Consider the following 17,183-nt stretch of genomic DNA (forward strand, 5'->3'; position numbering starts at 1 on the left):
GCGTCTCCGTTTTATTCGCGATCGAGGCTGTCGAGCAGGCGGTCGATCAAGGCTTGTGACGCCCCTTGATAGGCCATCGGCTCGAACAATGCCGCAATTTTTTCCGGCGTCAGATGCGCGGTGACTTGCGAATCGCCTGACAGCACCTCGCGCAGATGCTTCTTCTCGGCGACCGCGCGCTTGCTCGCGGCCTCGACGAGATGATGCGCATCGCTCTTGCCGATCTTGTCCGCCAGCGCGAAGGTGACGGCCTCGGCCATGATCAACCCGTGTGTCGCATCGAGATTGCTGCGCATCCGCGCGGCGTCGACGTCGAGGCCCTCGGCGATGTCGACGATGGCGGCGAGGGCACCGGAAGCGACCAGCATCAATTGCGGCAGCGTCGGCCATTCCGCGTGCCAGGGGCCGGCGCTGCGCTCATGGTCCTGCACCTGCGCGGCAAAAATCGTGGCGGCGAGCTGCGGCGCCATGGTGGCTGCGCCCAGCGCGCTCGCGGCTGCGACCGGGTTGCGCTTGTGCGGCATGGTCGATGAGCCGCCGCGCCCCTCGCCGGCAGGCTCGAAGGCTTCGCCGACATCAGTCTGCATCAGCAGCGAGACGTCGCGCGCGATCTTGCCGCAGCTGCCGGCCAAAATCGCGAAGCTTGAAGCAGCCTCCGCAATCCGGTCGCGATGGGTGTGCCAGGGCGCTTCCGGCAGCGGCAGGTCGATCTCCCTAGCCAATCTTTCCGCAACGACGAGCCCGTTGTCGCCGAGGGCGGCGAGCGTGCCGGCGGCGCCGCCGAATTGCAGTGCCAGGCCCTCGCGACGGAGCCGCCGCAGACGACAGCGGGCACGGGCGAGGCTTGACGCGTATTCCGCGGCCTTCAACCCGAACGGCATCGGTAGCGCATGCTGGAGCCAGGTCCGTGCCACCATGGCGGTGGTGCGATGGGCGCGGGCTAGCGCCGCAAAACCCTTGATGGCGCGGCTGAGGTCGGCATCGAGAGCGTCAATGCCGGCGCGCAGGGTAAGCATGGTCGCGGTGTCGATGACATCCTGGCTGGTCGCGCCCCAATGCACGTAGCGCGCAGCCTCCGCATCGGCTTTCGCGACATTGGCGGTCAGCGCCTTCACCAGCGGAATCGCGAGATTGCCGGATCGCGTCGCGGCATCGGCCAGGGCTGCAATGTCGAAGCAGGACGCCTTGCAGGCAGCTTCGATTGGCCCGACGGCGACCGCGGGAATCACGCCCGCGGCGGCCTCGGCCCGCGCCAGGGCTGCCTCGAAATCGAGCATGTTCTGCAAGGTCGACTGGTCGTCGCAGACGGCGCGCATGGCCGCGCTGGACAGCATCGGCGCGAGCAGGGGGGAGAGGGATGTGCTCATATCGTGCGGGACCTAACCATCATGGCCCGGCTCTGCCAATCCAAATCCGCTCGCGCAAGCTTTTTGCAGTTGCGAATATGCATTGCACGTGACCGGGGGTGCCCTTTCCTTTGCGGCTTCCGTGCGTTACTTGAGCAGCACTATAGTTACGCGATCCAGGTCCGAGATTCCGGGGAGGCAGCCCATGGCCATGACAATGAACGGCGAAGTCCAGCTCGCAGCGCCGCGCGAGGCCGTGTGGGAGAAGCTCAACGATCCCGAGGTGCTGAAGGCCTGCATCCCCGGCTGCGAGGAGCTGGAGAAGACCGAGGACGGTGGCTTCCGTGCAACCGCGAAAATGAAGGTCGGGCCGGTGTCGGCGCGCTTCAAGGGCAAGGTGATGCTCAGCGATCTCGACCCGCCGAACGGCTACAAGATCTCCGGCGAAGGCGAGGGCGGGGTGGCCGGCTTCGCCAAGGGCGGCGCAACCGTGAAGCTCGCGGAGAAGGACGGCGGCACGCTGCTCGCCTACGACGTCGAGGCGCAGATCGGCGGCAAGTTGGCGCAGCTCGGCCAGCGTCTGATCAATGGCGCCGCGAAGAAGCTGGCCGACGAGTTTTTCGCGAACTTCGCCAAAGCTGTACAGGGCTAGCGGTACAGGGCTGAAACCTATCGCCTTTCGGCATGGCGCCTTGCGTCCGGGGTGATGTTGCCCCAGGGGACAATGGCCCATATGATGGGTTGGAATAATTATAAGAACCGCTTCGACGGGACCCGTTGGGGCGCTGATAGAGAGTGCTTATGGCAAAAATCTCCCTCATCGTGAACGGCAGTCCTGTCACGGCCAATGTCGATCCCCGCACGCTTCTGGTGCAGTTTCTGCGCGAGAATCTGCGCCTGACCGGCACCCATGTCGGCTGCGACACCTCGCAGTGCGGCGCCTGCGTCGTGCATCTCGATGGCAAGGCCGTGAAGTCCTGCACCACGCTTGCCGTGATGGCCGACGGTCACGAGGTCAAGACGATCGAGGGACTGGCCGCCGACGGCGCGCCGCTGCATCCGATGCAGGAAGCCTTCCGCGAGCACCATGGCCTGCAGTGCGGCTTCTGCACGCCGGGCATGATCATGACCGCGATCGACATCGTGCACCGCAAGGGCAACGAGCTCGACGATCACACCATCCGCGAGGAGCTGGAGGGCAATCTCTGCCGCTGCACCGGCTACCAGAACATCGTCGCCTCGATCTCCGCCGGCGCCAAGGCGATGGCGAAATCCGATCTCGCGTAACGCGCATCCCGCGATCAGGACATTCAGATGTACGAATTCAAATATCATCGCCCCGGCACCGTGCGCCAGGCGGCCAACCTCCTGGTGAAGAACGAGGACGCCAAGGTGATCGCCGGCGGCCACACGCTGATTCCCGTCATGAAGCAGCGCCTCGCCAGCCCGCCGCATCTGGTTGACCTCTCCCACATCGACGGGCTCAACGCGATCGAGTTGAAGGGGCGCTCGCTCGTGATCGGCGCCACCGCCAAGCACGCAGAGGTCGCGACCTCTGCGATCGTCGGTGAGGCGATCCCGGCGCTGGCGAGCCTTGCCGGCGGGATCGGCGATCCCGCCGTGCGCCACCGGGGCACGATCGGCGGCTCGCTCGCCAACAACGATCCGACCGCGGATTATCCTGCTGCGGTGCTCGCGCTGGGCGCCACCATCGTCACCAACAAGCGCCGCCTCAAGGCCGAGGAGTATTTCCAGGGCCTGTTCTCGACCGCGCTCGAAGCCGACGAGATCATCACCAAGGTGATGTTCCCGCTGCCGAAGAAGGCGGCCTACATCAAATTCCGCAACCAGGCCTCGCGCTACGCGCTGGTCGGCGTGTTCGTCGCGCGCCGTCCGTCGGACGTGCGGGTCGCCGTCACCGGCGCCGGGTCCGAAGGCGTGTTCCGTGTCACCGCATTCGAGGAAGCGCTGAAGAAACGCTTCTCCTCGAAGGTGCTGGATGGCATCGACGTGCCGGCGGAAGGCCTCAATAGCGACATCCACGGCAGCGCCGAATACCGCGCGCATCTCATCGGTGTGCTGACGCGGCGGGCGATCGATGCGGCCAACGCAAAGGAATAAGCGGGCCACCGACTGGCCCGATACCTGCCCCGTGTGAGGGCGCAAACGAGACTGGCCTTTCATGACTACAGCGGCCAATACTTCCGGTGCCAATACTTCAGCTGGATTGCCGGCATCGGTCGATGCGATGCTCGAACTCTTGACCTCGCGCGGCTATCTGGCCGAGCGGGCGCTGGCGACGGTGACCTACCTGTCGCTGCGCATGGGCAGGCCGCTGTTTCTGGAAGGCGAGGCCGGCGTCGGCAAGACCGAGATCGCAAAGGTGCTGTCGGCGGCACTGGGGCGGAAGCTGATCCGCCTGCAGTGCTATGAGGGCCTCGACGTCTCCTCGGCGGTCTACGAATGGAACAGCGCGGCGCAGATGATCGCGATCCGGATGGCGGAAGCCGCCGGCGACACCGATCGCGATCAGCTCTCGAGCGACATCTTCGCCGATCGCTACATGATCAAGCGGCCGCTGCTCCAGGCGCTGGAGCCCGACGTTGCCGGCCCGCCGGTGCTGCTGATCGACGAGCTCGATCGCGCCGACGAGGCGTTCGAAGCCTATCTGCTCGAGATCCTCAGTGACTTCCAGGTGACCATCCCCGAATTCGGCACCGTGAAGGCGCCGCATCCGCCGATCGTCATCATCACCTCCAATCGCACCCGCGAGATCCACGACGCGCTGAAGCGGCGCTGCCTCTATCACTGGGTCGATTATCCCGCCGCCGAGCGCGAGCTCGCGATCGTCAAGACGCGCGTGCCCGGCATCTCCGTAAAGCTGTCGCAGCAGGTCGTCCGCTTCGTGCAGGCGCTGCGCAACCAGGACTTCTACAAGTCGCCCGGTGTCGCCGAGACCATCGACTGGGCCACCGCGCTGTCGGAGCTCGACGCCCGCTCGCTGACGCCGCAAGTGGTCGGCGACACGCTGGGCGCGCTGCTCAAGTACCAGGACGACATCACCCGCATGCAGGGCGATGCCTTGCAGAAGGTGCTGAAGGAAGCGACGAGCGAGAATTGATCTCGCGTCAAATTGAGCTCGTCATTCCGGGGCGCGCGTAGCGCGAGCCCGGAATCCATAACCACGATCGGGAGTATGGATTCCGGGCTCGCGCCAAGGGGCGCGCCCCGGAATGACGGCTGAGAGTGTAGATCGATGGCCATCAACCACCTTGCCCCCGAGCAGACCGAGCAGTTCGCCGACAACATCGTCGGCTTCGCCCGCGCATTGCGCTCCGCCGGCATGCCGGTCGGGCCGGGCGCCGTCATCGATGCCATGAGCGCGCTGCAGGTGATCGACATCGGCAACCGCTCCGATGTCTTCACCACGCTGGAGGCGATCTTCGTCAAGCGCCATGAGCATGCGCTGATCTTCAAGCAGGCCTTCAACCTGTTCTTCCGCGCCTCGGAAGAATGGAAGCACATGCTGGATTCGGTGCCGCTGCCGGAGCAGGCCAAGAAGAAGCCGCAGGCCGGCGCCCGCCGCGTCCAGGAGGCGATGTCGCAGCCGCGCATGACCGAGACGCCGCAGCACCAGGAGCAGGATTTGCGCCTGTCGGTTTCCGACAAGGAGATCCTTCAGAAGAAGGATTTTGCGCAGATGAGCGCGGCGGAGATCACCGAGGCGCTTCATGCCGTCGAGCGGATGCACCTGCCGCAGGCCGAGCTCCTGACGCGCCGGCATCGGCCTGATGCGCGCGGCCTGCGCCTCGACCTGCGCCGCACGCTGCGCGCCTCTTTACGCACCGGCGGCGACATCATCGACATCCATCGCCTCGGGCGGATCGAGAAGCCGGCGCCGATCGTGGCGCTGCTCGATATCTCGGGCTCGATGAGCGAATACACCCGCCTGTTCCTGCATTTCCTGCATGCGATCACGGATGCGCGAAAACGCGTCTCGGTGTTCCTGTTCGGCACGCGCCTCACCAACGTCACCCGCGCGCTGCGCCAGCGCGATCCCGACGAGGCGCTGGCGAGCTGCTCGGCCTCGGTCGAGGACTGGGCCGGTGGCACACGGATCTCGGCCTCGCTGCACAACTTCAACAAATTGTGGGCGCGGCGGGTGCTGAGCCAGGGCGCCATCGTGCTTCTGATCTCCGACGGGCTGGAGCGGGAGGCCGATTCCAGGCTCGCCTTCGAGATGGACCGGTTGCACCGGTCCTGCCGGCGGCTGATCTGGCTCAATCCGCTGTTGCGGTTCGGCGGCTTCGAGGCCAAGGCCCAGGGCATCAAAATGATGCTTCCGCACGTTGACGAATTCCGGCCCGTGCATAATTTGAGTTCGATCCAGGAGCTGATCACGACGCTCTCCCGGCCGCTGCCGCCGCACCACCGCAGCCTGATCCGCTCCGCAGCTTGAGAGGCCACCATGCTCGATCGCGACGAGGACATTCTGAAGGCGGCGGAGGACTGGCAGAAGGCCGGCCGTGGCGTCGCGCTGGCGACCGTTGTCGAGACCTGGGGCTCGGCCCCGCGCCCGGCGGGCTCGAGCCTCGTCATCAATGACGAGGGCACGTTCCTGGGCTCGGTCTCCGGCGGCTGCGTCGAGGGCGCCGTGGTCACCGAGGCCATGGACGTGATCGAGAGCGGCAAGCCAAAAATGCTGGAGTTCGGCGTCGCCGACGAGACCGCCTGGAACGTCGGGCTGTCCTGTGGCGGCACCATCCGCGTCTTCGTCGAGAAGGTTGGCTAGCCGTGAAGCTCGCGATCCTGCACGAACTCAACGCCGAGCGCGCCGCGCGCCGGCCGGTGATCCTGGTCACCGACACCGAGACCGGCGAGCAGCGCCTGGTGAAGGCAGCGGATTTCGCCAAGGACCCGCTGCGCGCCGAATTGGACAAGCAGCTCCGCATGGGCAAGAGCGCCAATGTCGAGGCCGGCGGCAAGAAGCTGTTCCTCAACGTCTACGCGCCGACTGCAAAGCTCGTCATCGTCGGCGCGGTTCATATCAGCCAGGCCTTGGCGCCGCTGGCGCGCTCGCTCGGCTATGACGCCACCGTCGTCGATCCCCGCACGGCGTTTGCCAGCGCCGAGCGCTTCCCCGATATTCCATTGATCGCCGAATGGCCCGACACCGCGCTGCCGCCGCTCAATGTCGACGCCTATACGGCGTTCGTCGCGGTGACGCACGATCCCAAGATCGACGATCCCGCGTTGCTGCACGCCTTCGAGCGCAACTGCTTCTATATCGGCGCGCTCGGCTCGCGGAAGACGCATGCCAAGCGCGGTGACCGGTTGCGGGCGCAGGGCGCCAAGGAAAGCGACATCGCGCGCATCCACGCGCCGATTGGCCTCGCGATCGGCGCGGTCTCGCCGTCCGAGATCGCGGTGGCGATCATGGCCGAGATCACGGCTGTGCTCCGCCTGCCTCCCAAAGAAAAAGAAGAAGCGGCATGAAGTTCGGCCCGGCGAGCCCCAAGGATGCGATCGGCGGGGTGACCGTCCACACCCTGCGTCAGGGACCGCTGGTGCTGAAGAAGGGCACGACCATTGGACCTGCCGAGGTCGACGCGCTCACGCGCGCCGGCATCAAGGACATCGTCGTGGTGCGGATGGAGGCGGGCGACGTCTCCGAGGACGTCGCGGCCGCCAGCATTGCGCTTGCCGTCGGCGGCGAGGGCATCCATGTCGAGCGCGCCTTCACCGGCCGCGCCAATCTGTTCGCCGCGCAGCCGGGCGTGCTGGTGATCGACCGCGCCGCGGTCGACCGCATCAACAATATCGACGAGGCCATCACCTTTGCGACGCTCACCGCCTACAAGCCGGTGGTCGAGGGCGAGATGGTCGGCACCGTCAAGATCATCCCGTTCGGTGTCGCGGGCAGCTTGCGCGATGCCGCGGTGAAGGCCGCGGGCAAGGACGTGCTCAGAATCGCGCCTTACGTCATCAAGCGCGTCGGCGTGGTCTCGACGCTGCTGCCGGGCCTGTCCTCCAAGGTGGTCGACAAGACCCTGCGCGTCACCGCCGAGCGGCTCGCGCCGGCCGGCGCCAGCATCATCGCCGAGCGGCGGGTCCAGCACGACGAGCGCGCACTGTCGGCCGCGATCAAGGAATTGCTGGCGCTGGGCGCCGAGCTTGTCATCGTGTTCGGGGCGTCCGCGATCGCCGACCGCCGCGATGTCATCCCCGCGGCCGTCACCGGGATCGGCGGCGAGATCGAGCATTTCGGCATGCCGGTCGATCCCGGCAATCTGCTGCTGATTGCTCGCGCGGGCGATGTGCCGGTGCTGGGCGCGCCGGGCTGCGCGCGCTCGCCGGTCGAGAACGGTTTTGACTGGGTCTTGATGCGGCTCCTCGCCGGCATCAAGGTGACGCGGTCCGAGTTGATGGGCATGGGCGTCGGCGGCCTCTTGATGGAGATCGTGACGCGGCCGCAGCCGCGCGCACAGCCGGAGACCGAGGGCAACAGCCAGGTCGCGGCCATCGTGCTCGCGGCCGGCCGTTCCACCCGCATGGGTGGGCCGAACAAGCTGCTCGCCGAGCTCGACGGCAAGAAGCTGGTGCGGATCGCGACCGAGCAGGCGCTCGCCTCAAAAGCATCCGAGGTGATCGTCGTCACCGGCCATCAGACCGAGCTGGTCGAGCAGGCGCTGCAAGGCCTGAAGGTGCGCTTCGTCAAGAATCCGGATTTCGCCGGCGGCATCGCAAGCTCGGTGAAGGCCGGCATCGCCGCCGTGCCCGAGACCTGCGATGGCGCCCTGGTTTGCCTCGGCGACATGCCGCTGATCGACGCCGGCCTGATCGATCGCCTGATCGACAGTTTTGCGCCGGACCGCGGCAATCTCATCGTCGTGCCCGTCAGCGAAGGCCGCCGCGGCAATCCCGTGCTGTGGTCGCGCCGCTTCTTCAAGGAGTTGATGACGCTCGACGGCGACGTCGGCGCGCGGCATCTGATCGCCAAGCACACCGAGGCGGTCGCCGAGGTGCCGGTGGACGGCGAGAGCGCCTTCCTCGACATCGACACGCCGCAGGCGCTGGAGGCAGCAAGACAAGGGTGAGCCGGCGCCAAACGTTCCGCTCGCGGGCAGCGCAAGCTCAGACTTCCAGCCAATCCTGACGCACCCTGGCGTCGGAGTTGAACTCGGGCACGGTCCCCTCGAATACGATCCGGCCATGGCCCATCACGTAAAGGCGATGGCTGATCTTGAGCGCAATCGTCAACTTCTGTTCGACCAGAAGGATGGAAATGCCGCGTTCGGCGATCTCCCCGAGGAGCTTGCCCACGAGCTCGACCATCATCGGCGCAAGCCCTTCCGTCGGCTCATCGATCATGATGAGATCGGGATCGCCCATCAGGGTGCGGCACATGGTCAGCATCTGCTGCTCGCCGCCCGAAAGCACGCCCGCCATGGTGTCGGCGCGTTCCTCCAGCCGCGGGAAGACGTTGAACATGTCCTGCATCGACCAGCGGCCGGTCTGCTTGGCCCATTTCTGGCCGAGCATCAGGTTCTGGCGAACGGTCAGCGAGGGGAATATGTCGCGGTTCTCCGGGACGTAGCCGAGGCCGAGGCGGGCAATCTGGTGCGGCTTCAGCCCGACGATCTCCCGGCTCCTGAACCTGACCGATCCGACCGGCGGCACGTCGCCCATGATCGCCTTGATCGTGGTGGACCGTCCGACGCCGTTGCGTCCGAGCAGCGACACGATCTCCCCCATGCCAATGTGGAACGTCACGCCATCGAGGATATGGCTCTTGCCGTAATAGGCGTGCAGGTTCTCCACCTCGAGCAGCGCGGTCATGCGGGCGCCTCCTCTCCCAGGTAGGCCTCTCGCACCGCCCTGTTGGCGCGGATCGCCTGCGGCGTGTCGGAGGCGATGATCTGGCCGTAGACCAGCACGGAAATGCGGTCGGCGAGCCCGAACACCACGCTCATGTCGTGCTCGACCATGATCAGCGTGCGTCCCTCCGACACCCTCCGGATCAGCGCCACCGCCTGTTCGGTCTCGGCGTGGCTCATGCCCGCGGTCGGCTCGTCCAGCATGATGACGTCGGCGCCGCCTGCGATCGTGATCCCGATCTCGAGCGCGCGCTGCTCGGCATAGGCCAGCACGCCGGCCGGCACGCCGTGGCGCGAGGACAGGGCGATCATCTCCATGATCTCCTCGGCGCGCTCGTTGGCGTCCTTCAGGCGGTCGACAAAGCGCCAGAACGAATAGCGGTAGCCGAGCGACCACAGCACCGCGCAGCGGATGTTCTCGTAGACCGATAGCTTGGGAAAGATGTTGGTCACCTGGAAGCTGCGCGACAGGCCCCTGCGATTGATTTCATAAGGCGCCAGCTGCGTGACGTCTTCGCCCTTGAGCCGGATGGATCCCGAAGTCACCCTAAGTCGTCCGCTGATCAGGTGGAATAGCGTCGACTTGCCGGCGCCATTCGGTCCGATGATGGCGTGTCGCTCACCCTGATTGATGTCGAGCGTCACTCCTCGGATGATCTCGGTGGGCCCGAAACTCTTGCGCACGTCCGTGAGCGAGATGGCGGCGGTCATGCTGCGGCCTTTCCGCTGCTATCTGCTATGGCGAGGGCCCAGGCGTCTCCCACGCGCGGCAATAGCGCCCGCAGACCCAGCGCGCCGCCGATGAAGAGAACCAATGCGGACAGCCATGGCCCGATCTTCGCGCCGTTCATCGCGATCTTGAATACCGAGAGCGTCGGGCCCTCGCTCTGCGCCTCGACCAGCATGTGATGGGCCAGTTCGATGAACAGGATGCAGCCAAGTACGAGCGCCGCGAGGGGAACGGCGGTGAGCGCGTAGATGGGGACCAGCTTGAAGATGCGCCCGCCGCGCAGTAGCGGACGGTGCAAGGCAAGCCAGCCCGCAATTCCGCCTGGCGCGTACATGACGACGAGGATGAAGAGGAGTCCGAAATAGAGCATCCACGCCTTGGTGATGTCGGACAGCGATATCTGCAGGAAGGTAACGAGCACTGCGCCGATGATCGGGCCGACGAAATGGCCGATACCGCCGACGAAGGTCATCAGCAGGACCTGGCCCGAGGTGGCCGCGCCGACCGCCTGCGAGTTCATCAATTCGAAATTGATTGCGGCCAGGGAGCCAGCGACGCCCGCGAAAACGGCGGACAGCACAAAGGCCTGGAAGCGCACACGCTGGGTGGAATAGCCGATGAATTCGGCGCGCTCGGGATTATCGCGCACGGCGTTGCACATGCGGCCGAACGGCGTGCGCGTGATGGCGTACATCAGGATGATGCAGACAAGGCACCAGAAGGCGATGAGGTAGTACACCTGGATCTGCGGGCCGAACTTGTAGCCAAGGAACGGCGCGAGCTTGGCGCGGTTGGCCGCGATGCCTTCCTCGCCGCCGAAGAACGAGTGCAGGACGAGTGCGAAGGCCGCAACGAGCTCACCGAGGCCAAGCGAGATCATCGCGAACACCGTGCCGGCGCGGCGTGTCGACACGGCACCGAATATCAGCCCGAAGAACAGTCCCGCGGCCGCCCCGATCAGCGGCACTGCCGGCAGCGGGACGGGGAGTTTGTTGGCCGCAATCAGGTTCATGGCGTGGACGGCGCAAAACCCGGCAAGGCCATAATACACTGCATGTCCGAACGAGAGCAGCCCGGTCTGGCCGAGCAGCATGTTGTAGGACAGCGCGAAGATGATCATAACGCCCATCAGGCTCATCATGGTGAGCGCCACGCCCGAAGAAAACACGTAGGGCGCGACTGCGAGGCCCGCCGCCAGCGCGACGAAGGCGAGGAGGATACGGACGCCGCCCATCATGTTTCCCTGGTTCCGAACAATCCCCTGGGCCTGAAGATCAGAACCAGCACCAGGAGGAGATAGGGCAGGACCGGCGCGATCTGGGCCAGCGGCGTCCGGCCGAGCTCGCCGAACAGCGAGGCGGCGGAGGAGCCGATCGCGTCGGCAAGCGAAACGTTGATCGCGACCGCGAAGGTCTGGACCAGGCCGATCAGGAGTGAGGCGACAAAGGCGCCGCCGAGCGAGCCGAGGCCGCCCACGACGATCACCACGAACAGGATCGGCCCCAGCAGCGCCGCCATCGAGGGCTGCGTGACGAGCGCGGGTCCCGCGATGACGCCGGCAAGGCCGGCGAGGCCTGCGCCGACGCCGAAGACCATCATGAAGACCTGTGGAACGTTATGGCCGAGCATCGCGACCATGTTCGGATGCGTCAGCGCCGCCTGGATGATGAGTCCGACGCGGGTGCGCTTGAGGATGACCAGCAGGAATACGAACATCGCCACCGCCGTCGCCAGCATGAAGATGCGGTAGGCGGGATAGGTCGTGTCGAACAGGCGGAAGGCGACGAAATCAAGCGACGGCGGCACCCGATAGTCCACCGGCAGCTTGCCCCAGATCATGTTGACCAGTTCCTCGATCACGAAGGCGAGGCCGAAGGTGAATAGCAATTCGGCCACGTGGCCGAACCGGTGAACCCGTCGCAGGCCATAGCGCTCGATCAGGCCGCCAATGACGCCGACCAGCACCGGCGCGACGAGGAAACCCGGCCAGAAGCCGATGCGGCGGGAGATCTCGAAGCCGAAATAGGCTCCGATCATGTAGAAGCTGGCATGCGCGAAATTGAGCACGCCCATCATGGAGAAGATGAGCGTCAATCCGCTCGCCATCATGAACAGCAGCATGCCGTAGAGCACGCCGTTCAAGGTCGAGAATGTAATGAGTTCGAGCATTGGCAGTCCGAAAGGCCCCCGCCGGGGGAGGGGTACGCTGCCACACCGCAGCCGAGGTCGATTGTGGTCGACCTCGGTGAGTTTCGGCAAGGCAGCGCTGACGGTATTGTTCAGCGAGGAATGTTACGGGCGGTCCATCTTGCAGGTCGTCGGCACAGTGGTGTCGGCGGAGGCGATCTTGCCCTTCACCGTCCAGCCCCAGCCAGTGCCTTCCTCATCGAACGTCTGGCCAGCCTTCAGCGGGCCGAAGGAGCGGAGATACATGTCCTGGAAGAACTGGTGGTCGTCCTTGCGCATGGTGCCCTTGCCGCCGTCGAACACGTCGGCGGTCATGCCTTCCAGCTTGAGCGCGACAGCCTTCGGGTCGAGCGAGTTGGCTTCCTTGACCGCCTGGGCGAACATCCGGATCTCGTTGACGGCGCGCGGATACCAGATTCCGATGTTGTACTTCTTGCGGAATTCGGCCTCCTTGGCCTGGGCCGCCTCGATCGCGGTATTCGGATCGCCTTCCACGATGTCGTGGACTTTGTCGGCAAGGCCGGTCTGCTTGATAGCCGTCGGGCCACCTGCCCCGCCGGCATAATAGGTGTACCAGTTGGCCTGCAGGCCGGCATCCGCTGCGGCCTTGAGCAGCAGCGCCATGTCCTGACCCCAGTTGCCGGTGATGACCGAATCAGCCCCGGAAGCCTTGATCTTGGCGACGTAGGGCGAGAAGTCGGTGATTTTCAGCAGCGGATGCAACTCGTCCCCGACGATCTCAATGTCCGGCCGCTTGGCCTTGAGCATCTCGACCGCGAGCTTCCGCACGCCCTGACCGAACGAGTAGTCCTGGTTGATCAGGTAGACCTTTTTGACGCTCGGCTGGCCCTTCAGATAATTGGTCATCGCAGCCATTTTGATGCTGGAGGAGGCGTCCCAGCGGAAGTGCCAGAACGAGCACTTCTCGTTGGTCAGAGCATCGTCGACCGCGGCGTAGTTGAAGTAGAGCACCTCCTTGCCAGGATTGCGCTCGTTATACTTGGTCACGAAATCCGATAGCGCCGAGGCGACCGAGGATCCGTTGCCTTGCGTGATGTAGCGCGCGCCGGCATCGATGGCCTTCTGCGCCTGCACCACCGCTTCCTGCGGATTGGTCTTGTTGTCGAGCGGCAGGATTTCGAGCTTCTTGCCGAGCAATCCACCTTGGGCGTTGATCTGGTCGGCAAGCCACTGGTAGTGCTTCAGGCCGACTTCGCCGATGGATGCCCCACCGCCCGAGAGCGGGTCGATATAGGCGAGCTTCGCGGTTTCCTGGGCCGCGGCCGTACCGCACGTCAGACCCATCGCAACCGCTACCGTAACCGCAAATTTCTTCATGGTTGTTCTTCCTCCCGATTATTGGTTGGCCGTAATTGGAACGTTCGCGGCGGGCGAGTCAATCGTCTTGTGATCGGACCGATTCGCAATCGCGCTGATCCGTCGCAGCAGGCCCGTCCGATGCGGAGGTATTTGCAGCACTGCCGGCGTGCCACTTGTCAAGGCAACGGCGCGGAGACGGATGGCGGGGGACCGCGCGGGCGCGCCTTTACCCGCCTGTGGCTTGCACCTCCACTACAACCACCCGTTCACCAAGTGGAAACGTCCCGCGCTTAGATTAGCGTCCGCCTGCCTGGGGGAGGGGTTTTCCATGGCTTCGAATGTCGTCGCGCGCCGTTGCGCGATGTTTTTCTTTGCGCTGTCGGTCTGTGTTGCCGGTGCTCGCCATATCACGCATGCGCATGCCGCCGGCGCCTTTGCAGTCGGCAAATGCGGAGCCTATGGCCAGGCCTTTGACTACGGCGCCGAGCACGAAGCGCGCGCCGCCGCGCAGAAGCAGTGCAAGGGCGATTGCACGACCGTGACAATGAAGCGCGCCTGTGCGGCGATGTCGGTCGATATGACAAACCCCTGCGGCGCCTATGGTTATGCCGTCAAGCCGAAGATCTCCGCTTCGCTCAATGCCGCCACGCGCGAATGCTACAAATACGGCGGCAAGGAATGCGTGATCCGCGCCTGGGCCTGCGACGCGAAGGGGTGATTTTTGTATTGTCATTCCGGGGCGATGCGTAGCATCGAACTCCGGTGCGCAATTGCGCACCTGAGAATCTCGAGATTCCGGGTTCGGTCCTTTGGACCGCCCCGGAATGACAATTTGTGGAGACATGCATGCAGTTCGACACCAAGATCGCCGTCATGATCCGCACCGATCTTCAGGCCTGGCAGAAGCTCAACGTTGCGGCCTTTCTCACCAGCGGCATCGCGGCTGCATTTCCCGAATGCATCGGCGAGCCCTATGAGGACGCTTCAAGCACGAAATATCTCTCGCTGATTGGCCAGCCGATCCTGATCTACGGCGCCGATGGTCCCGCCTTGTCGCGCGCGCTCGACCGCGCGCTCAGCCGCAACGTCAAGCCCGCCGTCTACACCGAGGACATGTTCAAGACCACGCATGATGCCGCGAACCGCGAGGCGGTGAGGGCGGTGGTGCGCAACGATCTCAATCTCGTTGGTCTCGCTATTCGTGCCGAGCGCAAGGTGGTCGACAAGATCGTCGACGGCCTCAAGTTCCACAGCTGACGCGTCAGTCGCGCTTCGCCGCGTGTCATCGATATGTCACGATGGCGCGAGCGCTTTGCGTAAACTTTGTGCGGTTTGACTCCAATCAAAGGCGCATCGTCCGTCGCCGCTAGTCTGTTGCCGCAATTCAAACGGAGCAGACCCATGCCGACCATGAAAGCCGCGATCGTCAAACAATTCGGCAAGCCGCTGGTGATCGAGGACGTGCCGGTGCCGCAGCCCGGTCCCGGCGAAGTCCTGGTCAAGGTCAAGGCCTGCGGTGTCTGCCACACCGATCTGCACGCCGCCTCAGGCGACTGGCCGGTGAAGCCGGTTCCGCCCTTCATCCCCGGCCATGAAGCCGCCGGCATCGTCGCGGCGCTCGGGCCCGGCGTGAAGAACCTGAAGGTGGGCGATGCCGTCGGCGTCGCCTGGCTGCACGATGCCTGCATGTCGTGCGAATATTGCGAGACCGGCTGGGAGACGCTGTGCGAGCACCAGCACAACACCGGCTACAGCGTGAACGGCGGCTTCGCCGAATACGTCATCGCCTCGGCCGCCTTCGCGGCCAAGCTTCCGGCGACGATCGATTTTGCCGGCATCGCGCCGATCCTTTGCGCCGGCGTCACCACCTACAAGGGATTGAAGGAGACCGAGGCTAAGCCCGGCGAGTGGGTCGTGATCTCGGGTGTCGGCGGGCTCGGCCATGTCGCGGTCCAGTACGCCAAGGCGATGGGACTCAAGGTTGCGGCCGTCGACATCGCCGAGGACAAGCTCAAGCTCGCACGCGAGACTGGCGCCGATCTCGCCGTGAACGCGCTTGCAGCCGGCGCGGTGGACAAGGTGCTGGCGGTAACCGGCGGCGGAGCCCACGGCGTGCTGGTAACAGCGGTCTCGACTCCGGCATTCGCCCAGGCGCTGAAGATGGTCCGGCGGAAGGGCACCGTCAGCCTCGTTGGCCTGCCGCCGGGCGAATTCCCGACGCCGATCTTCGACGTCGTGCTCAAGCGTATCACGGTGCGCGGCTCCATCGTCGGCACCCGCCGCGACCTCGACGAAGCCATCGCATTCGCCACCGACGGCAAGGTCAAGGCCGAAGTGACGAAGGTGCCGCTCGCCGAGATCAACAACGTGTTCGACCGCATGAAGGCCGGCAAGATCGACGGCCGCATGGTGCTGGATTTTGGCTAAAGCGTTTTCGAGCGAAGTGGATACCGGTTCGCGTAAAGAAAACGCGTCAAAACAAGAATCTTTAGCCCGGCGGCATCCCTTCGAATTTCGGCAGGCTGGGGTCGAGATGATCCCAGCCATGTCCGCGCACGGCGTAGGTCACGGCCTGCGGCTTGTAGCGGGCCGGCTCGTCGAGGCTTGCGGCGCGGATAGTGAAGATGTCGGGCATTGCGGCGAAGGTCAGGTAGACAGGCACGCCGCACTGCGGACAGAAGCCGCGCGTTTTCACGTTGCCGCTGTCGCCGACCATATCCCAGTGCTTCGCCTCGCCGCTCAGTGTGACGCCGGCGCGCGCGAAGGTCGCGTAAGAGCCGTGGCCGCTGCCGCTTTCCCGCTGGCAGTCCCGGCACTGGCAGTGATTGCTGAACAGCGGTTCACCGATGATCGAATAGCGGATCGCACCGCAGGCGCAGCCGCCGGTATAAGTCTTGTCCATCGCGATATCTCCTCACTCTTCGCCGCTGATCTCGTCGAGCTGACGGACAACCTTCTTCCAGCCGCCGCTCATCACCGTGTAGGCCGACTCGTTCCTGGGCAGGACGAAGCCTGCATGAACCAGGCGGATCCGCGTGCCGGCCTCGACCGGGGTGAGGGACCACGTCACGATCGTGTCGAGCGGCGCGCCGTAGCCGGTGTTGCGCGCGTCGCCGCCCTTCCAGGCATAGACGAGGCGGCGGTTCGGCACGACCTCCAGAACCCGGCAATGGATCACGCCGTCCCAGTTGCCGCCCGGTTTGGTCTGGAACGTGAAGGTCTTGCCTTCGACGGCCTCGAAGCCGGTCGGCTGCATCAGCCAGCGCGCGATCAGCTGCGCGCTGGTCAGCGCCTTCCAGATCGTCTCGGCCGTGTGAGGGAAGACCTCGTCGATGACGATGTCTTTTGTTTCGGCTTGCAACGCGGCTGCATTCACGGATCGATCTCCTTCAAGAGGTCACGCAGGTTCTGGAAGCGCTCGCGCCAGAAGACGCCGTAATGATCCATCCAGGTCACCAGCGGTTCGAGTCCTTTAGGCGCGGCGCGGTAGTAGACGTTGCGGCCCTCGGCGCGCTCGGCGACGAGGCCGGCCTGCTTCAACGATTTCAGGTGCTGCGAGACGGCTCCTTGCGTGACGCCGCTGCCGCGCGTCAGCTCGGCGACGCTGATCTCCTTGCTCTCGAACACCCGCTCGAACACGGCGCGCCGCGTCGGATCGGCGAGGGCGCGCATCACCGTGGTGATGGGGTTTGGGGCGGCTTCAATCATATGGTTCAATTAGCG

General features: G+C 65.0%; 20 protein-coding genes. 11 read left to right on the forward strand and 9 right to left on the reverse strand.

Annotation, left to right across the window (positions count from 1 at the left end; translation table 11 throughout):
* Window positions 1–11 precede the first annotated feature (11 nt).
* Window positions 12–1,367: a 3-carboxy-cis,cis-muconate cycloisomerase gene (locus GGD63_RS07440; protein WP_183240411.1), complete on the reverse strand. Its 1,356-nt coding sequence runs from the start codon at window positions 1,365–1,367 to the stop codon at window positions 12–14.
* Window positions 1,368–1,551: 184 nt separating this feature from the next.
* Between GGD63_RS07440 and GGD63_RS07445 the strand changes: the two genes are divergently transcribed.
* The 8 genes from GGD63_RS07445 (at window position 1,552) to GGD63_RS07480 (ending at window position 8,443) form a co-directional block, all read left to right on the forward strand.
* Window positions 1,552–1,998: a carbon monoxide dehydrogenase subunit G gene (locus GGD63_RS07445; RefSeq protein ID WP_183240413.1), complete on the forward strand. Its 447-nt coding sequence runs from the start codon at window positions 1,552–1,554 to the stop codon at window positions 1,996–1,998.
* Window positions 1,999–2,147: 149 nt separating this feature from the next.
* Entirely contained in the window at window positions 2,148–2,633 is a 486-nt protein-coding gene (locus tag GGD63_RS07450) for a (2Fe-2S)-binding protein (RefSeq protein WP_183240415.1), read from the forward strand.
* Between the two features lie 27 nt (window positions 2,634–2,660).
* Window positions 2,661–3,467: a xanthine dehydrogenase family protein subunit M gene (locus tag GGD63_RS07455; RefSeq protein ID WP_183240417.1), complete on the forward strand. Its 807-nt coding sequence runs from the start codon at window positions 2,661–2,663 to the stop codon at window positions 3,465–3,467.
* A 61-nt stretch (window positions 3,468–3,528) separates the two neighbouring features.
* The gene (locus GGD63_RS07460; RefSeq protein ID WP_183240418.1) at window positions 3,529–4,467 is read left to right on the forward strand and encodes a MoxR family ATPase; all 939 of its coding nucleotides are present in this window, start codon (window positions 3,529–3,531) and stop codon (window positions 4,465–4,467) included.
* Window positions 4,468–4,602: 135 nt separating this feature from the next.
* Window positions 4,603–5,805, forward strand: a complete 1,203-nt coding sequence (locus tag GGD63_RS07465; protein ID WP_183240420.1) for a VWA domain-containing protein — start codon at window positions 4,603–4,605, stop codon at window positions 5,803–5,805.
* A 9-nt stretch (window positions 5,806–5,814) separates the two neighbouring features.
* Window positions 5,815–6,138 carry an XdhC family protein gene (locus GGD63_RS07470; protein WP_008564652.1) on the forward strand — a complete coding sequence of 108 codons (324 nt, stop codon included), beginning with the start codon at window positions 5,815–5,817 and terminating at the stop codon, window positions 6,136–6,138.
* Between the two features lie 2 nt (window positions 6,139–6,140).
* Window positions 6,141–6,842, forward strand: a complete 702-nt coding sequence (locus GGD63_RS07475) for an XdhC family protein (protein WP_183240421.1) — start codon at window positions 6,141–6,143, stop codon at window positions 6,840–6,842.
* On the forward strand, window positions 6,839–8,443 hold the full coding sequence (locus GGD63_RS07480) for an NTP transferase domain-containing protein (protein ID WP_183240423.1): 1,605 nt from the start codon (window positions 6,839–6,841) through the stop codon (window positions 8,441–8,443). Before GGD63_RS07475 ends, GGD63_RS07480 begins: the two co-directional genes overlap by 4 nt.
* Window positions 8,444–8,480: 37 nt before the next feature.
* Here GGD63_RS07480 and GGD63_RS07485 read toward each other — a convergent pair whose 3' ends face one another.
* The 5 genes from GGD63_RS07485 to GGD63_RS07505 all read right to left on the reverse strand — a co-directional run bounded on the left by GGD63_RS07485 (window position 8,481) and on the right by GGD63_RS07505 (window position 13,478).
* Window positions 8,481–9,176, reverse strand: coding sequence for an ABC transporter ATP-binding protein (locus tag GGD63_RS07485; RefSeq protein ID WP_183240777.1), 696 nt, complete (start codon window positions 9,174–9,176; stop codon window positions 8,481–8,483).
* Window positions 9,177–9,181: 5 nt separating this feature from the next.
* A complete protein-coding gene (locus tag GGD63_RS07490; RefSeq protein ID WP_183240424.1) occupies window positions 9,182–9,934 on the reverse strand; it encodes an ABC transporter ATP-binding protein in 753 nt (250 codons plus the stop codon).
* Window positions 9,931–11,190 (reverse strand): branched-chain amino acid ABC transporter permease, encoded by a 1,260-nt coding sequence (locus tag GGD63_RS07495; protein ID WP_183240426.1) that lies wholly within the window; start codon window positions 11,188–11,190, stop codon window positions 9,931–9,933. Before GGD63_RS07495 ends, GGD63_RS07490 begins: the two co-directional genes overlap by 4 nt.
* The gene (locus tag GGD63_RS07500) at window positions 11,187–12,122 is read right to left on the reverse strand and encodes a branched-chain amino acid ABC transporter permease (RefSeq protein ID WP_183240428.1); all 936 of its coding nucleotides are present in this window, start codon (window positions 12,120–12,122) and stop codon (window positions 11,187–11,189) included. Before GGD63_RS07500 ends, GGD63_RS07495 begins: the two co-directional genes overlap by 4 nt.
* A gap of 123 nt (window positions 12,123–12,245) precedes the next feature.
* Entirely contained in the window at window positions 12,246–13,478 is a 1,233-nt protein-coding gene (locus tag GGD63_RS07505; RefSeq protein ID WP_183240429.1) for a branched-chain amino acid ABC transporter substrate-binding protein, read from the reverse strand.
* A gap of 310 nt (window positions 13,479–13,788) precedes the next feature.
* On the opposite strand from GGD63_RS07505, the gene GGD63_RS07510 reads away from it, so the two are divergent.
* From GGD63_RS07510 to adhP, 3 genes are all read left to right on the forward strand, one after another.
* Window positions 13,789–14,178 (forward strand): DUF4189 domain-containing protein, encoded by a 390-nt coding sequence (locus tag GGD63_RS07510; protein ID WP_183240779.1) that lies wholly within the window; start codon window positions 13,789–13,791, stop codon window positions 14,176–14,178.
* Window positions 14,179–14,306: 128 nt separating this feature from the next.
* Complete coding sequence (locus GGD63_RS07515; protein WP_183240431.1) at window positions 14,307–14,717, forward strand: DUF2000 family protein; 411 nt, start codon at window positions 14,307–14,309, stop codon at window positions 14,715–14,717.
* 144 nt (window positions 14,718–14,861) lie between these two features.
* Window positions 14,862–15,887: an alcohol dehydrogenase AdhP gene (adhP, locus tag GGD63_RS07520; protein WP_183240433.1), complete on the forward strand. Its 1,026-nt coding sequence runs from the start codon at window positions 14,862–14,864 to the stop codon at window positions 15,885–15,887.
* Window positions 15,888–15,948: 61 nt separating this feature from the next.
* On the opposite strand, the gene GGD63_RS07525 is transcribed toward adhP, so the two are convergent.
* Genes GGD63_RS07525 through GGD63_RS07535 form a run of 3 tightly spaced genes read right to left on the reverse strand, consistent with a single transcriptional unit; the run spans window position 15,949 to window position 17,168 of the window.
* Entirely contained in the window at window positions 15,949–16,362 is a 414-nt protein-coding gene (locus tag GGD63_RS07525) for a GFA family protein (protein WP_183240434.1), read from the reverse strand.
* Window positions 16,363–16,374: 12 nt separating this feature from the next.
* Complete coding sequence (locus GGD63_RS07530) at window positions 16,375–16,836, reverse strand: SRPBCC domain-containing protein (RefSeq protein WP_183240436.1); 462 nt, start codon at window positions 16,834–16,836, stop codon at window positions 16,375–16,377.
* A complete protein-coding gene (locus GGD63_RS07535) occupies window positions 16,833–17,168 on the reverse strand; it encodes a helix-turn-helix transcriptional regulator (protein WP_183240781.1) in 336 nt (111 codons plus the stop codon). Before GGD63_RS07535 ends, GGD63_RS07530 begins: the two co-directional genes overlap by 4 nt.
* Between the last annotated feature and the right edge of the window lie 15 nt (window positions 17,169–17,183).

It is taken from the genome of Bradyrhizobium sp. cir1 (assembly GCF_014198245.1).
Lineage (GTDB): Bacteria > Pseudomonadota > Alphaproteobacteria > Rhizobiales > Xanthobacteraceae > Bradyrhizobium.

What these genes read in the sequence shown, in the direction of transcription:
- GGD63_RS07440 (WP_183240411.1), bottom strand. Translation starts at nt 1,367, where the DNA reads ATGAGCACATCCCTCTCCCCCCTGCTCGCGCCGATGCTGTCCAGCGCG.
- GGD63_RS07445 (WP_183240413.1), top strand. Translation starts at nt 1,552, where the DNA reads ATGGCCATGACAATGAACGGCGAAGTCCAGCTCGCAGCGCCGCGCGAG.
- GGD63_RS07450 (WP_183240415.1), top strand. Translation starts at nt 2,148, where the DNA reads ATGGCAAAAATCTCCCTCATCGTGAACGGCAGTCCTGTCACGGCCAAT.
- GGD63_RS07455 (WP_183240417.1), top strand. Translation starts at nt 2,661, where the DNA reads ATGTACGAATTCAAATATCATCGCCCCGGCACCGTGCGCCAGGCGGCC.
- GGD63_RS07460 (WP_183240418.1), top strand. Translation starts at nt 3,529, where the DNA reads ATGACTACAGCGGCCAATACTTCCGGTGCCAATACTTCAGCTGGATTG.
- GGD63_RS07465 (WP_183240420.1), top strand. Translation starts at nt 4,603, where the DNA reads ATGGCCATCAACCACCTTGCCCCCGAGCAGACCGAGCAGTTCGCCGAC.
- GGD63_RS07470 (WP_008564652.1), top strand. Translation starts at nt 5,815, where the DNA reads ATGCTCGATCGCGACGAGGACATTCTGAAGGCGGCGGAGGACTGGCAG.
- GGD63_RS07480 (WP_183240423.1), top strand. Translation starts at nt 6,839, where the DNA reads ATGAAGTTCGGCCCGGCGAGCCCCAAGGATGCGATCGGCGGGGTGACC.
- GGD63_RS07490 (WP_183240424.1), bottom strand. Translation starts at nt 9,934, where the DNA reads ATGACCGCCGCCATCTCGCTCACGGACGTGCGCAAGAGTTTCGGGCCC.
- GGD63_RS07495 (WP_183240426.1), bottom strand. Translation starts at nt 11,190, where the DNA reads ATGATGGGCGGCGTCCGTATCCTCCTCGCCTTCGTCGCGCTGGCGGCG.
- GGD63_RS07500 (WP_183240428.1), bottom strand. Translation starts at nt 12,122, where the DNA reads ATGCTCGAACTCATTACATTCTCGACCTTGAACGGCGTGCTCTACGGC.
- GGD63_RS07505 (WP_183240429.1), bottom strand. Translation starts at nt 13,478, where the DNA reads ATGAAGAAATTTGCGGTTACGGTAGCGGTTGCGATGGGTCTGACGTGC.
- GGD63_RS07510 (WP_183240779.1), top strand. Translation starts at nt 13,789, where the DNA reads ATGGCTTCGAATGTCGTCGCGCGCCGTTGCGCGATGTTTTTCTTTGCG.
- GGD63_RS07515 (WP_183240431.1), top strand. Translation starts at nt 14,307, where the DNA reads ATGCAGTTCGACACCAAGATCGCCGTCATGATCCGCACCGATCTTCAG.
- adhP (WP_183240433.1), top strand. Translation starts at nt 14,862, where the DNA reads ATGCCGACCATGAAAGCCGCGATCGTCAAACAATTCGGCAAGCCGCTG.
- GGD63_RS07525 (WP_183240434.1), bottom strand. Translation starts at nt 16,362, where the DNA reads ATGGACAAGACTTATACCGGCGGCTGCGCCTGCGGTGCGATCCGCTAT.
- GGD63_RS07535 (WP_183240781.1), bottom strand. Translation starts at nt 17,168, where the DNA reads ATGATTGAAGCCGCCCCAAACCCCATCACCACGGTGATGCGCGCCCTC.